We start from the raw sequence: 17,791 nt of genomic DNA on the forward strand, positions 1-17,791 counted from the left end.
TTAAGCTTCTACGCTAAGTTTTTTAGTGCTGTTTTTTACCTTGTCAACAAATACTTTTGCTGGCTTAAAGCTTGGTACAAAATGTTCTGGGATAATAATAGCGGTATTTTTAGAAATATTTCTAGCTGTTTTTTGTGCTCTCTTTTTTACAACAAAGCTACCAAAACCTCTAACATACACATTCTCGCCACCGATCATACTGTTTTTGATGACCTTGAAAAATGCCTCAACGGTTTCTTGTACATCTACCTTTTCTATTCCTGTTTTCGTTGATATCTCTGAAATAATATCTGCCTTAGTCATATTTTTGTTTTATTAATTTACTGTGTGTTGTATTTTATAAATGTTTTGGGGTTGCAAAAGTATTGCTTTTTAATGAGATAGGAAAATAAAAGATGATTTATTTGTCAGATCTTCGATCACCGGATTGCAAGTTTTACGAAAATCAAATATTTACGCCGTAATTTTACCAGCATGAGTTTTCAATCTGAAGTCGTAAACTGGTATTTAAAATATAAAAGGGATCTGCCTTGGAGAGGTACAAATGACGCCTATGTGATCTGGTTATCTGAAGTTATTTTACAGCAAACAAGAGTTGAACAAGGACTTCCTTATTTCAACAGGTTTCTGGAAAACTATCCTACAATTGCGGATTTTGCTGCAGCAACAGAAACCCAGATTTTGAAACTGTGGCAAGGATTAGGTTATTATTCAAGAGGGCGAAATATGCTTTTTACAGCTATTCAGGTACGCGACCAGCATAATGGTGTGTTTCCGACAAATTACGATGAGCTGATAAAATTAAAAGGAATAGGCGATTATACAGCAGCAGCTATTGCTTCATTTTCAGCTAATGAACGTAAAGCTGTACTAGATGGAAATGTGTTCAGGGTGCTGTCTCGTTTTTTTGGTATAATAGAGCCTATAAACTCCAGTAATGGCAAAAAGCAATTTTTGACATTGGCACAGACACTCATTGAGGATCAGGATGCTTCGGTATATAATCAGGCTATCATGGAGTTTGGTGCGTTACAATGTAAACCAAAATCTCCTGATTGTAGTGTTTGCCCATTAAAAGCAGAATGTAATGCTTATCAACAAAACATGGTAAATATATTGCCTGTTAAATTGAATAAGCTAAAGAAGCGGATACGTTATTTCAACTATTTTGTTATTACTGAAGAAGACAGAGTTCTTGTGAAAAAGAGAAATCCTGGGGACATTTGGCAGGAGCTTTATGATTTTCCATTGATTGAAACTGATAAAAATTATCAGGAGGCATCAGCAGATTTTTCAGAACAATTACAGAAGCTATTTGGTGAAAATAGTAAAATCACAGCCTTAACTCAGCAAAAACATTTATTGACACACCAAACTATATATGTTCAATTTTTTGGTTTAGATAATTATATCATTAACTTTAATGAGGATGCAGATATAAAATGGGTTTCACTGCAAGAGTTTAATGAATTGCCACATCCCAAAGTGATTGCCAATTTTATAAGTACTAATTTTAATTATTTAGAAAAACTATAATTCATGTCAGGCATTAACAAAGTTATTTTAGTTGGACATCTGGGCAAAGATCCTGAAGTCCGACATTTAGACGGAGGCGTAACGGTTGCAAGTTTTCCATTGGCAACATCCGAAACCTATAATAAGGATGGCAAAAGAATAGAGCAAACGGAGTGGCACAATATCGTTTTGTGGAGAGGTCTTGCTGAAGTTGCCTCTAAGTATTTGTCAAAGGGTAAACTGGTTTATATTGAAGGTAAATTACGTACACGCTCATTTGAAGATAGAGAAAAGGTGAAAAAATATGTAACAGAGGTTGTAGCCGAGAACTTTACGATCCTGGGTAGGAAAAGTGATTTTGAGCAAACACCTGTTAGTACAGAGAACACTACACCTAAAAGTGAAACTGAGTATACGGATGTTACAGATCCATCCGGAGATTTGCCATTTTGACTACGATAGTAAAAGGCTGTATCTGATCAGATCGGATACAGCCTTAATGCTTTTATTCTACAGTAACAGATTTTGCCAGATTTCGTGGCTGATCAACGTTACAGCCGCGAAGTACAGCAATATGATAAGACAATAACTGTAATGGTATAGTCGCTATTAAAGGTAAAAACGCTTCACTTGCATCAGGTATTTCTATACAATAATCAGCCATTTTTCTAACCTCAACGTCACCATGGGTAACAATAGCGAGAACAATTCCTTTTCTTGCTTTTACCTCTTGAATATTGCTGATTACCTTTTCATAAGATGAATTTTTAGTGGCGATTACAACAACGGGCATTTCCTCGTCAATTAAGGCGATAGGGCCATGCTTCATCTCAGCAGCAGGGTAACCTTCAGCGTGAATGTATGAGATCTCCTTGAGCTTTAATGCGCCTTCTAGTGCTACTGGAAAGCCGCTTCCCCTTCCAAGGAAAAGGCAGTTTCTTGAGTTCTTGAATTTCTCAGAAATTTCCATAATCATTTCGTTGGATTGTAGTGCCATTTCTATCTTTTCAGGGATAGTGTCCAGTTCTGTTAGCAACTCTACCATTTTAGAACGAGTGATAGTGCCTTTTTGTTGAGCCATGTAGAATGCCATTAACGTAAGGACAGTAACTTGGGCTGTAAAAGCCTTAGTAGAGGCTACACCTATTTCCGGTCCCGCATGGGTATAAACACCTGCGTCAGTTAATCTTGGAATAGATGCTCCAACTACATTACATACTCCGAAAATAGTAGCTCCCCTTTCTTTGGCCATTTCTATAGCAGCCATAGTATCTGCAGTTTCACCAGACTGTGAGATGGCAATTACCACATCCTTTTCGGTTATAATAGGATTGCGATATCTGAATTCAGAAGCATATTCAACTTCAACAGGGATTCGTGCATATTCCTCGATCAGATATTCACCAACTAATCCAGCATGCCATGACGTTCCACATGCCACTATAATGATGCGGTCTATGTTCTTTAGTTTTTCGGCATATTCTTTGATTCCACCAAGTTGAACCAATCCTTCATTTGGATAGATGCGACCACGCATGCAGTCTCTAATAGAGCGAGATTGCTCGAAAATCTCTTTCAACATGAAATGTTCAAATCCACCTTTTTCAAGCATTTCCAGTTTTAGCTCCAGTTCCTGGATATATGGACTTTGGATGACATTATCCAGACGTTTGATCAATAATTCATCACGTTTTAAATAAGCGATCTCATTATCGTTTAGATAGATTACATTTTTTGTATATTCTACAATCGGCGTAGCGTCAGAAGCAATGAAGTATTCTCCTTCGCCAACACCAATCACCATTGGACTACCTTTTCTTGCTGCAATCAATTGATCTGGTTGTTCTTCATCCATTATCACTATTGCATAGGCGCCACTAACCCCATTCAGCGCTAACCTGACAGCTTCTAAAAGATCAGTGTTGTCATTTTTATAAATTTCTTCAATCAGATGAACAAGAACTTCAGTATCTGTATCACTTTTAAATTCGTGACCCCTGGTTAATAGTTCTTCTTTCAAAGTAGCATAGTTTTCAATAATACCATTATGGATAATTGTCAACTTGCCATTATTTGAAGTGTGAGGGTGTGAATTTCGATCAGATGGTGCTCCATGGGTTGCCCACCTTGTATGTCCGATTCCGATTGTCCCTGATAAGTTTTTCCCTTCCGCAAAGTTTTCAAGTTCTTGTACCTTGCCGGCTTTCTTATAGATGTTTAATCCAGTGTTATTAATTAAGGCAATACCAGCACTGTCATAGCCACGGTATTCTAATCTTTTAAGTCCTTTAATGACAATAGGCCAAGCTTCTCTGTGACCTATGTAACCAACTATTCCACACATACGATAGATTTATATTTAGTATAAAAAAATAATCCCCCGAAATTAATTAATCTCGGGGGATTTGACTACATATACAGACGTATTTTAATTGATCTGTGTATAATAAATGTTTAATCTCAATCTCTTGTCTGCTGGAAGAGCGTCTTTCTTGTAAGCATTTATAACAGAGCGAGATGCTGAAGTGACCGAGGGACTAATATTAAATTCAGTTAATGAACTTGGAGCTAAGAAAGTTCCGTAATCTTCAGTTTTTCCGTCCAGTAAATCCTGTACATAACTCGTAATGGTAAATATATATCTTCTGTTTACAGAATCGAAGTAGCCACCAAACAATAATTCATTTCCAAGTGCTCTGGGGTCTCCGTTATAAACACCCTGAATACTGTTGTCATTGTCAGGTACGTTTGCTCTCTGTCCGGCTATATCAAACCTGTATAAAGCAAGACGTTGTGAAGCGCTAAAAGGTAAAACATCTGAGCCATTGCTCAAGTCGACCACCAATTCTGCTTTGTTAACAATAACTCTGGTATTTGGAGTCCCACCTTTTTCTGGTTTCTTCAAATCAGCCAGAAAGTTTTTTAAATAAGGGAAAGAAATTTTGTTTTTTAATCCTGCTAATGCTTGTAAATATGTTACACTATAGCTGGAGTTAGGGTTGTTGTCTTCTACTTGAGTTTTTACATCTCCTATGTAATTATGTGCTATGGTTGTAGTAACAGGACCAGAGTTCCTTCCAATCGGGAAAGCTACCATTACTGTATCTTTTTCAGTTACGGTAGTTTTATTTTGTTTTTTATAATAAATTTCCAGTTTCCCTTCTGTGCCATAAAGATCCATGAACATAATTCCACCCTTACCAGCGGTTAATGTTGGACTAACTTTAAGACCTCTAAATGATTTAAAGAAGTTGTTGGCAGTTGACCTTGTTATAGAATCCAGATTAATTATATTATTCTGGATATAGTTTTTTTCCAGTGGAATTCTGATTTGAGGAATTACTGATTTCAGCGTATCTGGCCCACCGGTTACAATATCAGTAACTTTGAATTTGGTATTTGGCTTTACTTTTCCGACATAGCTTCCTAAAACATTCGTTTCAGCTGGCCAGTCCTTACTAGTCAGGTATGAAGTCTCTTTAGAGATGTCATTTGTAAGTTGATTAACCCTGATTGTGAAATTAGAGGTTGTAGTATCTCCATAAAATTGAGTGGAATATGGCAATACAAGAACTGCAGAGTCAATAGTCGGATTTGTGCCAAAATCATAATATGTATTACCCGGAATACCTACTGCCATTGAAATACTAGCGCTCGAAGTGCCAAAAGTGTCGTCATTCAAAAAACCTAATGGATGTCTAAGCAGTCCAACTCCTGATGTTGGGTCGTCTTTGAGTGTTTTTGATGTCACTGTTGTTGTATCCATTTTGACACCTTTGATTTCGAACTCGCTATCCAGATCCAAACCTATAGTGTTGGAATCTTTACAGGATGCAAAAAGAAAAAGACCTATCAACATGGTTAATAAGTCTTGTTTTGTAAATTTCATATATGATTTAATAATGCCTTAGTTTATGCTATTGAAGCCAATTCTTCACTTGAAATCTCCTCGTATAAAGTGTAGAAGTTTTCAAAATTTTCTGTTAAATTAAAAGCTAAAGTTGGTTTATTAGAATCTTTAACAAATTTTAACACATTGCTATCTATGTTTTCTGCTGCTAATACTACTGCGTCAGAGTAAGTTATTGCTCCAGTGTGTAAAGTGTTGCAGTCTGCATTTTCAAACATTTTAGTGTCATCAGCAGTCATAGAACTCATGATTGCTTTTTTATGCATATCAGCATTTAAGGTTTCAGTGAAGCAGTTTTCATAAATAGAGTAAACAACTTTTGAATTCTTAAAAGTAGGATCGTTTTTATAGGTGGTTTTGATGTAAGCAGGTACCAATGATGTCATCCAGCCGTGGCAATGAACAATGTCAGGAGCCCATCCTAATTTCTTAACCGTCTCTAATGCACCTTTACAGAAGAATATTGTTCTTTCATCATTATCTGCATAGAATTTGTCTTCTTTGTCCCTAAATACATACTTGCGTTGAAAATAGTCTTCATTGTCAAGGAAGTATACCTGCATACGTGCAGCTGGAATAGAAGCAACTTTAATGATTAATGGGTTGTCATTGTCGTCGATAATGATATTCATTCCTGACAAACGGATAACTTCGTGCAATCTGTTCCTTCTTTCATTAATGTTCCCAAACCTCGGCATCAAAATGCGGATCTCAAATCCTTTATCCTGCATTGCCTGTGGTAATTGACGGGTAATTTCAGAAATCTTTGTGAGTTCAAGGAAAGGCGACATCTCGTGTGTAACAATCAGTAGCTTCGTTTTTGCCATCTCCATATTCTAAATAAAAATTTATGTTAAAGAAAAGATTATCAAGGGGCAAAGGTAAGCAAAATAATAACATTTATCAAGATTATACGCAAGATGTTTTGTTGGGAATGTATAAATAACCAACTTTGCACCCTGAAATTTTATACGCTGGTTTGAAAGTAATAAATACCATAGCGGCATTAAAGTCGTTGCTTGAGCCCATTAAATTGGATCAACAGAAAGTTGCCTTAGTGCCTACCATGGGCGCCTTGCATAAAGGACATGTATCGCTGATTAACATAGCGCAGCAGCAAGCTGATGTGGTGGTATGCAGTATTTTTGTGAACCCAACACAGTTTACGGATCCTAAAGATCTGGAGAAGTATCCTCGTCCGTTGGAGGACGATTTGAAGACCCTTGAAGAAGCCGGTTGTGATGTGGTATTTATGCCCTCGGTTACTGAAATGTATCCTGAGCCAGAAGTGTGGCATATAGATCTTGGTCCAGCTGAATTCCTGTTGGAAGGAGAATTTAGAAAGGGGCATTATCAAGGAGTGACCCAGGTGGTAAAGAAGCTTTTCGATTATGTGAGCCCTGATCTGGCTTTTTTTGGACAAAAGGATTTTCAGCAAGTGTTAATGATCAAGAATATGGTGGCTCACTTCAATTTGCCTATTCAGATTATATCTTGTCCGATTATAAGAGAAGATGATGGTCTGGCAATGAGTTCAAGGAATATTCATCTTTCTGCTGCAGATCGAAAAAATGCACTTGTATTAAGTAGGGCGTTATCCTTTGTAAAAGATAACTTCTCAAAATTAAGTATTGTTGAATTGGTCGAGAAAGCAAAAGTATTGATTGATGAGACCCCTGGTGTAGAACTTGACTATTTCATTGTTGCTAATGGTGAAACTTTACTGCCTGAAAATGATAAAAGTCATCATGACATTGTTGCTTTGGTTGCGGCAAAGGTTGGTGAGACCCGTCTTATCGACAATATGATACTCAATTGAAAATAGATAAAACTACCCATTCATAAAATTAGTTAACTTTGCAACATGATTATCGAGATATTAAAATCGAAAATACACCGCGTTAGAGTAACACAAGCGGAACTGAATTATGTTGGAAGCATCACCATTGATGAAGATTTAATGGATGCAGCCAATATTATTCCAAATGAGAAAGTCCAGATCGTAAACAATAATAATGGCGAACGGTTTGAGACATATGTGATTAAAGGAGCTCGCGGTAGCGGTACGGTTTGTTTAAATGGTGCTACAGCTAGAAAAGTTCAGGTTGGCGACATCCTGATTATTATGTCTTACGGGGCTTTGCCTATTGAAGAGGCTAAGAAATACCATCCTATTCTTGTATTCCCTGATGATAACAATCATTTATTGAAATAATTGTTATGCAGCCATAGTAATCTGCTTGATAATATATAAATTTGGCATAACTTATTATTTTACAATATTATTATGCTATTTCAATTAAGTGAAGAACAATTGATGATCCAGCAGGCTGCAAGAGATTTCGCGCAGAATGAGCTAAAGCCTGGGGTTATTGAGAGAGATGAGCATCAGAAATTTCCAGCAGAACAGGTGAAAAAGCTTGGTGAACTCGGGTTTCTGGGAATGATGGTGTCAGAAAAATATAACGGAAGCGGCCTTGATGCACTTTCGTATGTTTTGGTAATGGAAGAACTATCTAAAATCGACGCCTCTGCTTCTGTGGTAGTGTCAGTAAACAATTCTCTTGTTTGCTATGGTTTAGAGTCTTACGGTTCTGAATTTCAAAAGGAAAAATATTTAAAACCCCTGGCGGCTGGAGAAAAGATTGGTGCTTTCTGTTTATCAGAACCCGAAGCTGGTTCCGATGCAACTTCACAGCAGACAACAGCTGAAGATATGGGGGATTATTACCTGTTAAACGGTACGAAAAACTGGATTACAAATGGTGGTACGGCCTCAACTTATCTGGTTATTGCACAGACAGATAAATCTTTAAGGCATAAAGGCATTAATGCTTTTATCGTTGAAAAAGATATGGAAGGTTTTACAGTGGGCCCTAAAGAAAACAAGTTGGGTATTCGTGGTTCTGATACCCATTCTTTGATGTTTAATGATGTTAAAGTTCCAAAAGAGAATCGTATTGGAGAGAATGGCTTTGGGTTTAAGTTTGCGATGAAGACACTTGAAGGAGGTCGTATTGGTATTGCAGCTCAGGCTTTAGGTATTGCTGCAGGTGCTTACGAGCTTGCGCTTGAATATGCAAAACAAAGGAAATCATTTGGGAAGCCAATTGCTGAACATCAGGCAATTGCTTTTAAGCTGGCTGATATGGCTACACAAATTGAGGCAGCGAGGATGTTGGTTTATAAAGCAGCGTGGTTAAAGGATCAGGGGCAGCCTTACACGCTTGCGGGATCTATGGCAAAACTTTATGCATCTAAAGTGGCAATGGATGTTACTGTTGAAGCAGTTCAGATTCATGGGGGGTATGGGTTCGTTAAAGAATACCATGTGGAGCGTTTGATGCGTGATGCAAAGATTACTCAGATTTATGAAGGAACTTCTGAGATTCAGAAAATGGTGATCTCAAGGGAGATTATAAGATAAGAATATATTGTTGAATTGATTAAAGGCGTATATACAGTTTGGACTGGACATACGCCTTTTATTTTGGCCAAGTTCCCAAGGGGAAAATTCGGGTTTGGTGGTTCTTTGTATTTGCTTTTAATATGGCTAATTATTGCGTTTTTATTGGTCTGAGCAAAAGGCATAGCAAAACAATAGCAAAAGGATTGCAAAAGAATAGCAAAAGAAATACGGAACAAATTTCTCTATATTTAGTCTTTATCCGTCCCCGCAATAGCTCCAAATATTGCTTTTATGATTGCTAATACAATTGCAAGAAATGCTGCTGCCCAAAAACCGTTGACATGAAATCCACTCATGATATTGGATACTAACAATATCATAAGCACGGAAATAATAAAGGAAACGAGGCCAAGGGTTAAAAAGTTAACCGGAAATGTAAGTATCCTTAAAATAAATCCGATAGTAGCATTTGCCAGTGCAATTAAGATGGCGGCAATAATTGCAGTCCCGTATCCATCGATAGATACTCCGGGAACAAGCCGGGCGCCGATAAAAACAACTAGTCCCATGAGTAAGATTTCAATAATTAGTTTCATAATGATTAATTTAGTGATATGAATAGACGTTTTTTACAGCATTTTATGGTTTTATTATTTGCTTGTGTGCTGTTTGGCTGTTCTTCAACAAATAATAAGCCACTTTTGATCGATTTTTCTGCTGATAGTTCTTCAATCGTTTTTAATCATATTGATCGAGTTGGATTAAACCAGTTGAAAGAGGATGATGCTGATAATTCTGTTTTCAAAAGTTTGGTTTCGATTTTGGAAATACCGACTGAATTGGATACTACTTTTAAGGAGCATAATATTAATGGAAAGTTTAAGTTGACGGATAGTAATCTTATTTTTATTCCAGAGCAACCTTTTGTAAAAGGACGCGAGTATCTGGTAATTACTCATTTGAATAGCAAATTTGGCGATATAAGCATGCTTTTAAAAGCTGAATTAAAAACTGGTGTTAAACCTTTACAGAAAACGCTCATAAGGTAAAAATCTCAGATCGGACACGTGCAGGAATAGAACTCATTGTGTACTAGCATTTTTAATTTTCAAAAATATTTCATACATTTGTGCTGTATTAGAGGTAGGAGGGGACAGGAGTCCCCTTTTTTCTATTATTGGCAAATTGGTTATGCAGGTAGAAAAAAGAGTAACAGAATTAGTTGAAGAGAAGATTTCGGACAGACCGGAACTTTTTTTAGTTGAAGTAAAAATGCTGCCGAACAATAAGCTTATTATCCATGTTGACGGCGACGAAGGGATTAGTATTCAGGATTGTGCAGCTATTAGCAGACACGTAGGCTTTCATTTAGAAGAGGAGAATACAATTGAGAAAGCGTACAACCTTGAGGTTTCTTCTCCAGGTGTTGGCGAACCATTACGATTGAAAAGGCAATATGTTAAAAATGTTGGCCGGGAGTTAAGTGTAAAGCTTGCTGGTGGTGAAGTCAAAGAAGGACAATTGTTAAGTGCTGATGACAACAGCATAACCATAGCTGCTAAGGTTAAAGAAAAAGGTAAAAAAGTTCAGTTGGTTGAAACCAGCATTGACTTTGATAATATAACAGAAACAAAGGTTTTAATTTCATTTAAATAAAAATGAGTAATATTAATTTAATCGATTCATTCCAGGAGTTTAAGGACTTCAAGAACATCGACCGTCCTACAGTGATCAGTGTGCTGGAAGAGGTGTTTCGCAGTATGCTGCGGAAAAAGTATGGAACAGATGAGAATTGTGACGTAATTGTTAACCCTGATAATGGAGATTTAGAGATCTGGCGTACTAGAAAAGTTATGGAAGATGGCTTTTCTGAGGACGATGATTTAGAAATTGAATTGGCAGAAGTGAAACAATTGGATGCGGATATGGAAGTTGGAGACGACTACATTGAGCAGATCACTTTGGAAAGCTTTGGCCGCAGAGCTATTTTAGCTGCCCGTCAGACACTGGTTTCTAAAGTATTGGAATTAGAGAAAGACGAAATCTTTAAAAAATATAAGGATAGGGTTGGAGAAATTGTTACCGGCGAAGTTTACCAGGTTTGGAAAAAAGAAACTTTGGTTCTTGATGATGAGGGTAATGAGTTGATGATGCCGAAAACAGAGCAGATTCCTGCTGATTATTTCAAGAAAGGTGATTCTGTACGTGCTGTGATTTTGAAAGTTGATATGGTAAATGCAACTCCAAAAATTATCATTTCAAGGATTGCTCCTGAATTTTTACAACGCTTATTTGAAATCGAGGTTCCTGAGATTTTCGACGGGCTAATTACTATTAAGAAAATTGTTCGTGAACCAGGAGAGCGCGCTAAGGTTGCGGTTGAGTCTTATGACGACAGAATTGATCCGGTAGGAGCGTGTGTTGGTATGAAAGGCTCACGTATCCATGGTATCGTTAGAGAGCTTAAAAATGAGAATATTGATGTAATTAACTTTACAAACAACATCTCACTATACATTACAAGGGCATTAAGCCCTGCAAAAATCACATCTATTAAGTTAGATGATGAAACTAAACATGCTTCAGTTTACTTGAAACCGGATCAGGTTTCACTGGCAATTGGGCGTGGTGGACATAACATTAAACTTGCGGGTAAATTGACCGGTTATGAAATTGATGTTTACCGCGAAGCAGGTGAAGAAGATGAGGATGTGGATATCGAAGAGTTCTCGGACGAAATTGATAGCTGGATCATTGATGAGTTGAAGTCGATTGGTTGTGATACAGCTAAGAGTGTATTAGCACTTTCTGTTGATGAGTTGGTGAAGCGTACCGATTTGGAAGAAGAGACCATCAGAGAAGTTATGAGTATATTAAAATCAGAGTTTGAATAAAACAAATGACATACTCATGAAATAAAGAAGAATAAACGTTACTTTTGTATAAGAATTAAGAAAAAAATAGGATATCAATGTCAGACGACAAACCAATAATTTTATTTAAAGCAGTTAAGGAACTTAACGTAGGTATTGCTACGGCCGTTGAGTTTTTAGAAAAGAAAGGCTTTTCTGTTGAGAATAAACCCACTACTAAGCTCTCCCGCGACATGTATAACGCATTGTTGAAAGAGTTTCAGGGCGATAAGATCGTAAAAGAAGAAGCCAATCAGATCGTTATTGGTAAAATTCGTCGTGATGAGCCTGAAGTAGTTGATAAAGTTGCTGAGGCACCTAAAAAAAATGTTGATTTTGAAAATGAGGGGATTTTAATTAAAAACCTTCACTCTTATACACCTCCTGCTGAGAAAGCAGTAGCTGAAACTCCTGCTCCTGAGAAGGAAGAAGAAAAAGTTGATGAAGGTTCTTTACCTGGTGTGAAAATAGTAGGAAAGATCAATCTTGATGATTTAAATGCTAAAACACGCCCTGTTAAGAGAGAGGAAACTCCTGCGCCAGCACCTAAGGCAGAAACGCCTGTAGTTCCTGTAGCTCCGGTTGAAAAAGCACCTGAGCCGGTTAAGGAAGTAGAGAAGCCGGTTGAACAGCCTGTTGCAGAAATAAAACCTGAACCTGTTAAGCCTGTGGAAACACCTAAAGCCGAAGAGCAGCCTAAACCCGTTGTTGAGGCACCAGTGGTTAAAGCTCCTGAACCTGTAGTTACACCAAAAGTAACTACTGAACCTCCTAAAGTTGAAAAGCCTGAAGAAACTGAAGTGATCAAAGCGCGTTCAGTAAAATTATCAGGGCCAAATATCATCGGGAAAATTACATTGCCTGTAACACCTGATCGCAAATCACAGCCAGTAGCTTCTTCGGGAGAGAGTGCTGATGCGAAAAGAAAACGTAAACGCAAGAAAACTCCGGGTGGACACCCTGGTCAGCAGCAACATGGTGGTCAGAATCAAGGTCAAGGACAGGGACAAGCGCCTGCACATGGAGGACAGCCTGGAGCAGCTAAGCCTGCGCCAACTTTTACGAACAGGCCAGATTTTAGAAATAATACTAACAATGCAGCCAACAGGCCTAACTTTAGGAACAATAAGCCAGGAGGACATTCTTCTGGACCAAAAGAGGAGCCTACGGAAAAAGAAATACAAGATCAGATTAAGGCAACACTTGCACGCTTAAGTGGAGCAGGTAAATCTGGTAAATTTGCTCAACGTGCTAAATTACGTCGTCAGAAACGTGATGATGTAGCTCATTCTGCTGATGAGGCGGCAATGGAGCAAGAATTACAATCACGTGTACTTAAGGTTACGGAGTTTGTTACGGCAAATGAGCTGGCAACAATGATGGATGAGCCGGTTACAAAAATTATCGCGACTTGTATGAGTCTGGGTATGTTTGTATCGATCAACCAACGTTTGGATGCTGAAACACTAACTATCGTTGCTGATGAGTTTGGTTACGAAATTCAATTCGTTAAACCAGATGATGAAAGTGACATACTTATTGAAGAGGAAGATTCTGAAGAGGATTTATTACCAAGAGCTCCTGTTGTTACCATTATGGGACACGTGGATCATGGTAAAACATCATTACTAGATTATATTCGTAAAGCGAATGTGGTAGCAGGTGAGGCTGGTGGTATTACACAGCACATTGGTGCTTATATGGTAACTACTGCAACAGGTAAAAAAGTTACTTTCCTGGATACTCCGGGTCACGAGGCCTTTACGGCGATGCGTGCTCGTGGTGCGAAGGTTGCGGATATTGCAATTATTGTGGTTGCTGCGGATGATGCCGTGATGCCTCAAACAAAAGAGGCGATTAATCATGCACAAGCAGCAGGCGTACCATTGGTATTTGCTTTCACAAAAATTGATAAACCAGGTGCAAACTCTGATAAAATACGTGAACAACTATCAATTATGAATATCCTGGTTGAGGATTGGGGAGGTAACTTCCAGTCTCAGGAGATTTCTGGTAAGAGTGGTTTGAACGTGGACTTACTTTTAGAAAAAGTTTTATTAGAGGCTGAATTGCTCGACCTTAAAGCTAATCCAAACAAACGTGCTACAGGTAGTGTAATTGAAGCTACCCTTGATAAAGGACGAGGTATTGTAACTACTGTTTTAGTACAAGCAGGTACTTTAAGAGTTGGAGATCCTATCCTTGCTGGTAGTTACAGTGGTAAAGTAAAAGCGTTATTTAATGAGCGTGGTCAAAAGGTAGATAAGGCAGGACCATCGGTGCCAGTACAGGTATTGGGTATGCAAGGTGCTCCGACTGCAGGTGATAGATTTAATGCGTTGGAAAGTGAAGTAGAAGCCAGAGATATTGCAAATAAGCGATTACAATTGATGCGTGAGCAGGGACTTCGTACTCAGAAACACATTACTTTGGATGAGATTGGTCGTCGTTTAGCTATAGGTAACTTTAAAGAGCTTAATTTGATCGTTAAAGGTGATGTGGATGGTTCTATTGAGGCTTTGTCTGATTCATTACTTAAACTTTCTACAGAAGAGATACAAATCAATATTATTAGTAAAGCAGTAGGTCAGATTTCTGAATCTGATGTATTGTTGGCTTCTGCTTCGGATGCAATTATTATCGGTTTCCAGGTACGCCCATCTTCAGGTGCTCGTAAGTTAGCCGAGGCTGAACAAATAGATATTCGATTATATTCTATCATCTATGACGCGATCAATGAGATCAAAGCTGCAATGGAGGGTATGTTGGCTCCTGAGTTCGAAGAGAAGATCATGGCTAATGTGGAGATCAGAGAGACCTTTAAAATCACCAAGGTTGGTACTATTGCTGGTTGTATGGTGTTAGACGGTACGATTACCCGTAATAGTAAGATCCGTATTGTTAGAGACGGTGTGGTAATTTATACAGGTGAACTAGCTTCATTGAAACGTTATAAAGATGACGTGAAAGAAGTGTCAAGAGGTTACGAGTGTGGATTGAACATACAGAACTTTAACAACATTGAAGTAGGTGATATTGTTGAAGCTTACGAACAAGTTGAAGTGAAAAGGAAGCTGTAAAACTTCAGATAATTATATTGTAAAGCGCATTGGAGGTCAACTTCAATGCGCTTTTTTATTGGAATTATAATAGGTTGCATATATTAGTTGTTTTAAATGCGGTATGAGAGTAAAAATAGTTATTAGATTAATTAGCTTCTGTAGTTTGACTTTACTCTTTTTTATTTGTTTCTCTACATTGGGGCAGGTAAGGATGCCTGCATGTAGCAGTTCTTCACAGTTTTATAAGGCTGACAGTATCAATGTAATAACTTTTGGTGCAAGTACTGTAGAAGGTGTTCCTGCGCCGCTTAACTTTCAACAACCCCTAAAATCTTTTATTGAAAATTGCTATAGCGGAAAAGCTGTTAATGTATACAATTATGGTGTTGCAGGGGAAACAACCAAGCAGGGGCTGATTAGATTTGATGCTGCTATTGCCAATAAGACAGGCTTTATATTGCTACTGATGGGAGTAAATGATGCTGTGCAAATAGCAGATGGTAAAGGAGGTAGTGTTGTAGCTACGACACAAAATTTGCAGTTAATGATTGAAAAGGCTCAGGCAGCTAAATTGAATGTAATAATAGGGACATTGCAATTCTTTCTGGAACCTGGAGGAAGGGGACCTCAATCCAATCGGATAAGGAAAATAAATGCGCTCATTAATCAGATAAATATACAATATAGAGCATTGGCCAATTCGAAGGGGCTTAAAGTTGCTGATATTAATTCTGTGATGAGGAGCAATAGCTTATATTCTGACGATGTACATCCCAATAGAAGGGGATATTATGTAATGGCAATGATTTGGTTTGATGCATTGAATCAGGAGATCGTTGAAAATCACCTAAAGACAGCAGTTGTACAGAATTATCCGAATCCAGCGAACACTTATACTAAGATAGGATATACATTATCTTCAGCATCATCGGTTAAGGTCAGCCTGTATAATATTCTGGGTAATAATTTGGGTGTCGTATTTGAAGATTATAGGAATGCGGGTTATCATGTAGAAGAGATCTCAACAATAAAATATCCCCCTGGCGTTTATATATTGTATTATGAGTTTTTAAATAACTTCTTTACAAAGAAAATGATCATTACACATTAGAATAAATAAATATAAAAACAGTAGCGTTGGAGTGTGTTTGAACGTTTATACTGACAAGAAATTTATGGAACTACAATTATTGAATAAAGCAGATGCGAAGTATATTGAAAAAAAGGGAACAAAAGTTAAAGAAAAGAAGAATTTTGATTTTGTAGATACGATACGGTGTATTTCAATGGTAGGGATAGTTTTTGAGCACTGTACAATGATAGGTGAACCTTATTATGAGAACTTTTATTCTAGTGCGTTTCAAGCTTCTTTTATGCAGTTTTTTAAATTTGCGACAATCATATTTTTCTTGATAGGTGGTTTTTTAATAAATCATAAGTTTACAGAGTATACAGCTTGGGAATATTTAAAGAATAGATTTAACAATACAATTAAACCATGGTTTATTTGGCTCAACATATTAATTTTAGTCAACATTGGCAGTGAACTTGAGCAATATTTTCGTCGTGGATCATCTTTGATGACAAATGATTTTTTCTCTTATTTAGGGAACCTATATTTTCGGACAGTATTTTTCTCAAGCTTCTGGTTTGTCCTTAATTTTTTGATTTGTATTGCGATTTTGTTGATCTTTAAGAGATACCTATATAAGCGATGGTTTGGGGGCGTATTAGCGATTATTTCTCTTTTTTATAGTGTTAATTTATACTTTAATTGGATAGTAACTAATCATACTACTGCTTTTTTTGGCTTTATATTTTATTTGTGGCTAGGTGTTATGATGAATAAATATTATAACCAATTTAAAATATGGATTAGTAGAATTTCAATTTGGGTTATCATCGGCTTTACAAGTGTTTTCTTTTTATTGGCTGTTTTGGAATCGGTCTATCTGAAGAATTTATGGTCTAATGATGCTTATAATACTTTGCGTTTTACTAATATTTTATATTCGCTCTCTTTTTTTTTATTGCTATTAAAATTAGGATCAATTCATTTTGTTAATAAATGTTTTGATCCTAGGACGACTACTTTTGGCATATATTTAGTCCATCAGATTATAATTACACATGTCGTTACTGAGGTATTTAGGCCATTTGATTATAATATGAATACCATAACACTTATTGACGCCGCATCTTATAGTATATTCAGGTTTTTGGTTGCCTATAGTATAAGCTTTGGTTTAGTAATGCTAATTAGATATACTAGTTTTAAATCGTCTATAGGGATGAGATAGAGTAGCTTTTTATATAAATTATTAATTAATCTAATAAAATTTGAAGACTCATTTAGTAATTACAACAGCAAATATTGTAGATCGTTATCAGAATAGGAAAGAACAGTATATGCAATCAATTGAAAGAGCATTACAGTTCCACTATCTTTTTGATTCCTATACAATTTTAGAATGTTTTTCTTCAAATGAGGAATACCTAAATGATTTAAATGTTTATTACAGCAGAGTTCTAAATGTATATCCGGAAAAAGGGCTTAATGAAATGCAACATTTAAAAGGATTTATTAACCAATCCTCGTTTCAAGCAGACGATCTCATTATAAAACTCACAGGCAGATATATGCTTGAGGATAATTCTTTTTTTAATAAAATTAAGTTATTGGCTTCCGATTACGATAGTATTTTTAAGGATGATAGCGATATTTATGAAGGTTTAGGCTATCATACATTTCTGTATTGTGCAAGAAAGGGTAGATTCCTTGAAATAATTGAATCGCTTGACTATTCTAAGAACACCATAGACCCGATAGAGTGGGGGGTGAAGAAATTCTTAAAGAATATGGATAGACATTATCTAATAGCTAGACTCGGAATAAAAGCCTATCAAGGTACACATTCGGAAAAAATATTTGTATGCTAAAGAAGTCTAAATATTGCAGTTTTATAGCGTATCTTCACTGTTT

The 17,791-nt window shown here is 36.9% G+C and carries 17 protein-coding genes; 12 read left to right on the forward strand and 5 right to left on the reverse strand.

Annotated features, from left to right (window positions below; all coding sequences use genetic code 11):
- A complete protein-coding gene (locus ABDJ41_RS01280) occupies positions 1-303 on the reverse strand; it encodes an HU family DNA-binding protein (RefSeq protein ID WP_349783920.1) in 303 nt (100 codons plus the stop codon).
- 171 nt (positions 304-474) lie between these two features.
- Between ABDJ41_RS01280 and mutY the strand changes: the two genes are divergently transcribed.
- The gene (gene mutY, locus ABDJ41_RS01285; RefSeq protein ID WP_349783921.1) at positions 475-1,536 is read left to right on the forward strand and encodes an A/G-specific adenine glycosylase; all 1,062 of its coding nucleotides are present in this window, start codon (positions 475-477) and stop codon (positions 1,534-1,536) included.
- 3 nt (positions 1,537-1,539) lie between these two features.
- Positions 1,540-1,968: a single-stranded DNA-binding protein gene (locus tag ABDJ41_RS01290; RefSeq protein ID WP_349783922.1), complete on the forward strand. Its 429-nt coding sequence runs from the start codon at positions 1,540-1,542 to the stop codon at positions 1,966-1,968.
- A 52-nt stretch (positions 1,969-2,020) separates the two neighbouring features.
- Here ABDJ41_RS01290 and glmS read toward each other — a convergent pair whose 3' ends face one another.
- From glmS to ABDJ41_RS01305, 3 genes are all read right to left on the reverse strand, one after another.
- Complete coding sequence (glmS, locus tag ABDJ41_RS01295; protein ID WP_349783923.1) at positions 2,021-3,859, reverse strand: glutamine--fructose-6-phosphate transaminase (isomerizing); 1,839 nt, start codon at positions 3,857-3,859, stop codon at positions 2,021-2,023.
- Positions 3,860-3,943: 84 nt separating this feature from the next.
- Positions 3,944-5,404, reverse strand: coding sequence for a DUF4270 domain-containing protein (locus tag ABDJ41_RS01300; protein ID WP_349783924.1), 1,461 nt, complete (start codon positions 5,402-5,404; stop codon positions 3,944-3,946).
- Between the two features lie 23 nt (positions 5,405-5,427).
- Complete coding sequence (locus tag ABDJ41_RS01305; RefSeq protein WP_349783925.1) at positions 5,428-6,252, reverse strand: glycogen/starch synthase; 825 nt, start codon at positions 6,250-6,252, stop codon at positions 5,428-5,430.
- A gap of 152 nt (positions 6,253-6,404) precedes the next feature.
- Here ABDJ41_RS01305 and panC point away from each other — a divergent pair, with 152 nt between their 5' ends.
- The 3 genes from panC to ABDJ41_RS01320 all read left to right on the forward strand — a co-directional run bounded on the left by panC (position 6,405) and on the right by ABDJ41_RS01320 (position 8,852).
- On the forward strand, positions 6,405-7,244 hold the full coding sequence (gene panC, locus ABDJ41_RS01310; RefSeq protein WP_349783926.1) for a pantoate--beta-alanine ligase: 840 nt from the start codon (positions 6,405-6,407) through the stop codon (positions 7,242-7,244).
- Positions 7,245-7,289: 45 nt separating this feature from the next.
- On the forward strand, positions 7,290-7,640 hold the full coding sequence (gene panD, locus ABDJ41_RS01315; RefSeq protein ID WP_349783927.1) for an aspartate 1-decarboxylase: 351 nt from the start codon (positions 7,290-7,292) through the stop codon (positions 7,638-7,640).
- A 72-nt stretch (positions 7,641-7,712) separates the two neighbouring features.
- Complete coding sequence (locus tag ABDJ41_RS01320) at positions 7,713-8,852, forward strand: acyl-CoA dehydrogenase (RefSeq protein WP_349783928.1); 1,140 nt, start codon at positions 7,713-7,715, stop codon at positions 8,850-8,852.
- Between the two features lie 230 nt (positions 8,853-9,082).
- Here the strand turns inward: ABDJ41_RS01320 and ABDJ41_RS01325 are convergent, their stop codons facing one another.
- Complete coding sequence (locus ABDJ41_RS01325; protein WP_349783929.1) at positions 9,083-9,430, reverse strand: phage holin family protein; 348 nt, start codon at positions 9,428-9,430, stop codon at positions 9,083-9,085.
- An 18-nt stretch (positions 9,431-9,448) separates the two neighbouring features.
- Between ABDJ41_RS01325 and ABDJ41_RS01330 the strand changes: the two genes are divergently transcribed.
- From ABDJ41_RS01330 to ABDJ41_RS01360, 7 genes are all read left to right on the forward strand, one after another.
- Positions 9,449-9,883 (forward strand): hypothetical protein, encoded by a 435-nt coding sequence (locus ABDJ41_RS01330; RefSeq protein WP_349783930.1) that lies wholly within the window; start codon positions 9,449-9,451, stop codon positions 9,881-9,883.
- Between the two features lie 142 nt (positions 9,884-10,025).
- Positions 10,026-10,490 (forward strand): ribosome assembly cofactor RimP, encoded by a 465-nt coding sequence (rimP, locus tag ABDJ41_RS01335; RefSeq protein WP_349783931.1) that lies wholly within the window; start codon positions 10,026-10,028, stop codon positions 10,488-10,490.
- A gap of 2 nt (positions 10,491-10,492) precedes the next feature.
- Positions 10,493-11,728, forward strand: a complete 1,236-nt coding sequence (gene nusA, locus ABDJ41_RS01340; RefSeq protein WP_349783932.1) for a transcription termination factor NusA — start codon at positions 10,493-10,495, stop codon at positions 11,726-11,728.
- 77 nt (positions 11,729-11,805) lie between these two features.
- A complete protein-coding gene (infB, locus tag ABDJ41_RS01345) occupies positions 11,806-14,826 on the forward strand; it encodes a translation initiation factor IF-2 (RefSeq protein WP_349783933.1) in 3,021 nt (1,006 codons plus the stop codon).
- A 103-nt stretch (positions 14,827-14,929) separates the two neighbouring features.
- The gene (locus ABDJ41_RS01350) at positions 14,930-15,919 is read left to right on the forward strand and encodes an SGNH/GDSL hydrolase family protein (RefSeq protein WP_349783934.1); all 990 of its coding nucleotides are present in this window, start codon (positions 14,930-14,932) and stop codon (positions 15,917-15,919) included.
- A gap of 64 nt (positions 15,920-15,983) precedes the next feature.
- Positions 15,984-17,108: an acyltransferase family protein gene (locus tag ABDJ41_RS01355; RefSeq protein ID WP_349783935.1), complete on the forward strand. Its 1,125-nt coding sequence runs from the start codon at positions 15,984-15,986 to the stop codon at positions 17,106-17,108.
- Between the two features lie 40 nt (positions 17,109-17,148).
- On the forward strand, positions 17,149-17,748 hold the full coding sequence (locus tag ABDJ41_RS01360) for a hypothetical protein (protein WP_349783936.1): 600 nt from the start codon (positions 17,149-17,151) through the stop codon (positions 17,746-17,748).
- Positions 17,749-17,791: the final 43 nt, after the last annotated feature.

The organism is Pedobacter sp. ASV1-7, from assembly GCF_040203335.1.
Taxonomy (GTDB): Bacteria; Bacteroidota; Bacteroidia; order Sphingobacteriales; family Sphingobacteriaceae; genus Pedobacter.

What these genes read in the sequence shown, in the direction of transcription:
- ABDJ41_RS01280 (WP_349783920.1), bottom strand. Translation starts at nt 303, where the DNA reads ATGACTAAGGCAGATATTATTTCAGAGATATCAACGAAAACAGGAATA.
- mutY (WP_349783921.1), top strand. Translation starts at nt 475, where the DNA reads ATGAGTTTTCAATCTGAAGTCGTAAACTGGTATTTAAAATATAAAAGG.
- ABDJ41_RS01290 (WP_349783922.1), top strand. Translation starts at nt 1,540, where the DNA reads ATGTCAGGCATTAACAAAGTTATTTTAGTTGGACATCTGGGCAAAGAT.
- glmS (WP_349783923.1), bottom strand. Translation starts at nt 3,859, where the DNA reads ATGTGTGGAATAGTTGGTTACATAGGTCACAGAGAAGCTTGGCCTATT.
- ABDJ41_RS01300 (WP_349783924.1), bottom strand. Translation starts at nt 5,404, where the DNA reads ATGAAATTTACAAAACAAGACTTATTAACCATGTTGATAGGTCTTTTT.
- ABDJ41_RS01305 (WP_349783925.1), bottom strand. Translation starts at nt 6,252, where the DNA reads ATGGCAAAAACGAAGCTACTGATTGTTACACACGAGATGTCGCCTTTC.
- panD (WP_349783927.1), top strand. Translation starts at nt 7,290, where the DNA reads ATGATTATCGAGATATTAAAATCGAAAATACACCGCGTTAGAGTAACA.
- ABDJ41_RS01320 (WP_349783928.1), top strand. Translation starts at nt 7,713, where the DNA reads ATGCTATTTCAATTAAGTGAAGAACAATTGATGATCCAGCAGGCTGCA.
- ABDJ41_RS01325 (WP_349783929.1), bottom strand. Translation starts at nt 9,430, where the DNA reads ATGAAACTAATTATTGAAATCTTACTCATGGGACTAGTTGTTTTTATC.
- ABDJ41_RS01330 (WP_349783930.1), top strand. Translation starts at nt 9,449, where the DNA reads ATGAATAGACGTTTTTTACAGCATTTTATGGTTTTATTATTTGCTTGT.
- rimP (WP_349783931.1), top strand. Translation starts at nt 10,026, where the DNA reads ATGCAGGTAGAAAAAAGAGTAACAGAATTAGTTGAAGAGAAGATTTCG.
- nusA (WP_349783932.1), top strand. Translation starts at nt 10,493, where the DNA reads ATGAGTAATATTAATTTAATCGATTCATTCCAGGAGTTTAAGGACTTC.
- infB (WP_349783933.1), top strand. Translation starts at nt 11,806, where the DNA reads ATGTCAGACGACAAACCAATAATTTTATTTAAAGCAGTTAAGGAACTT.
- ABDJ41_RS01350 (WP_349783934.1), top strand. Translation starts at nt 14,930, where the DNA reads ATGAGAGTAAAAATAGTTATTAGATTAATTAGCTTCTGTAGTTTGACT.
- ABDJ41_RS01355 (WP_349783935.1), top strand. Translation starts at nt 15,984, where the DNA reads ATGGAACTACAATTATTGAATAAAGCAGATGCGAAGTATATTGAAAAA.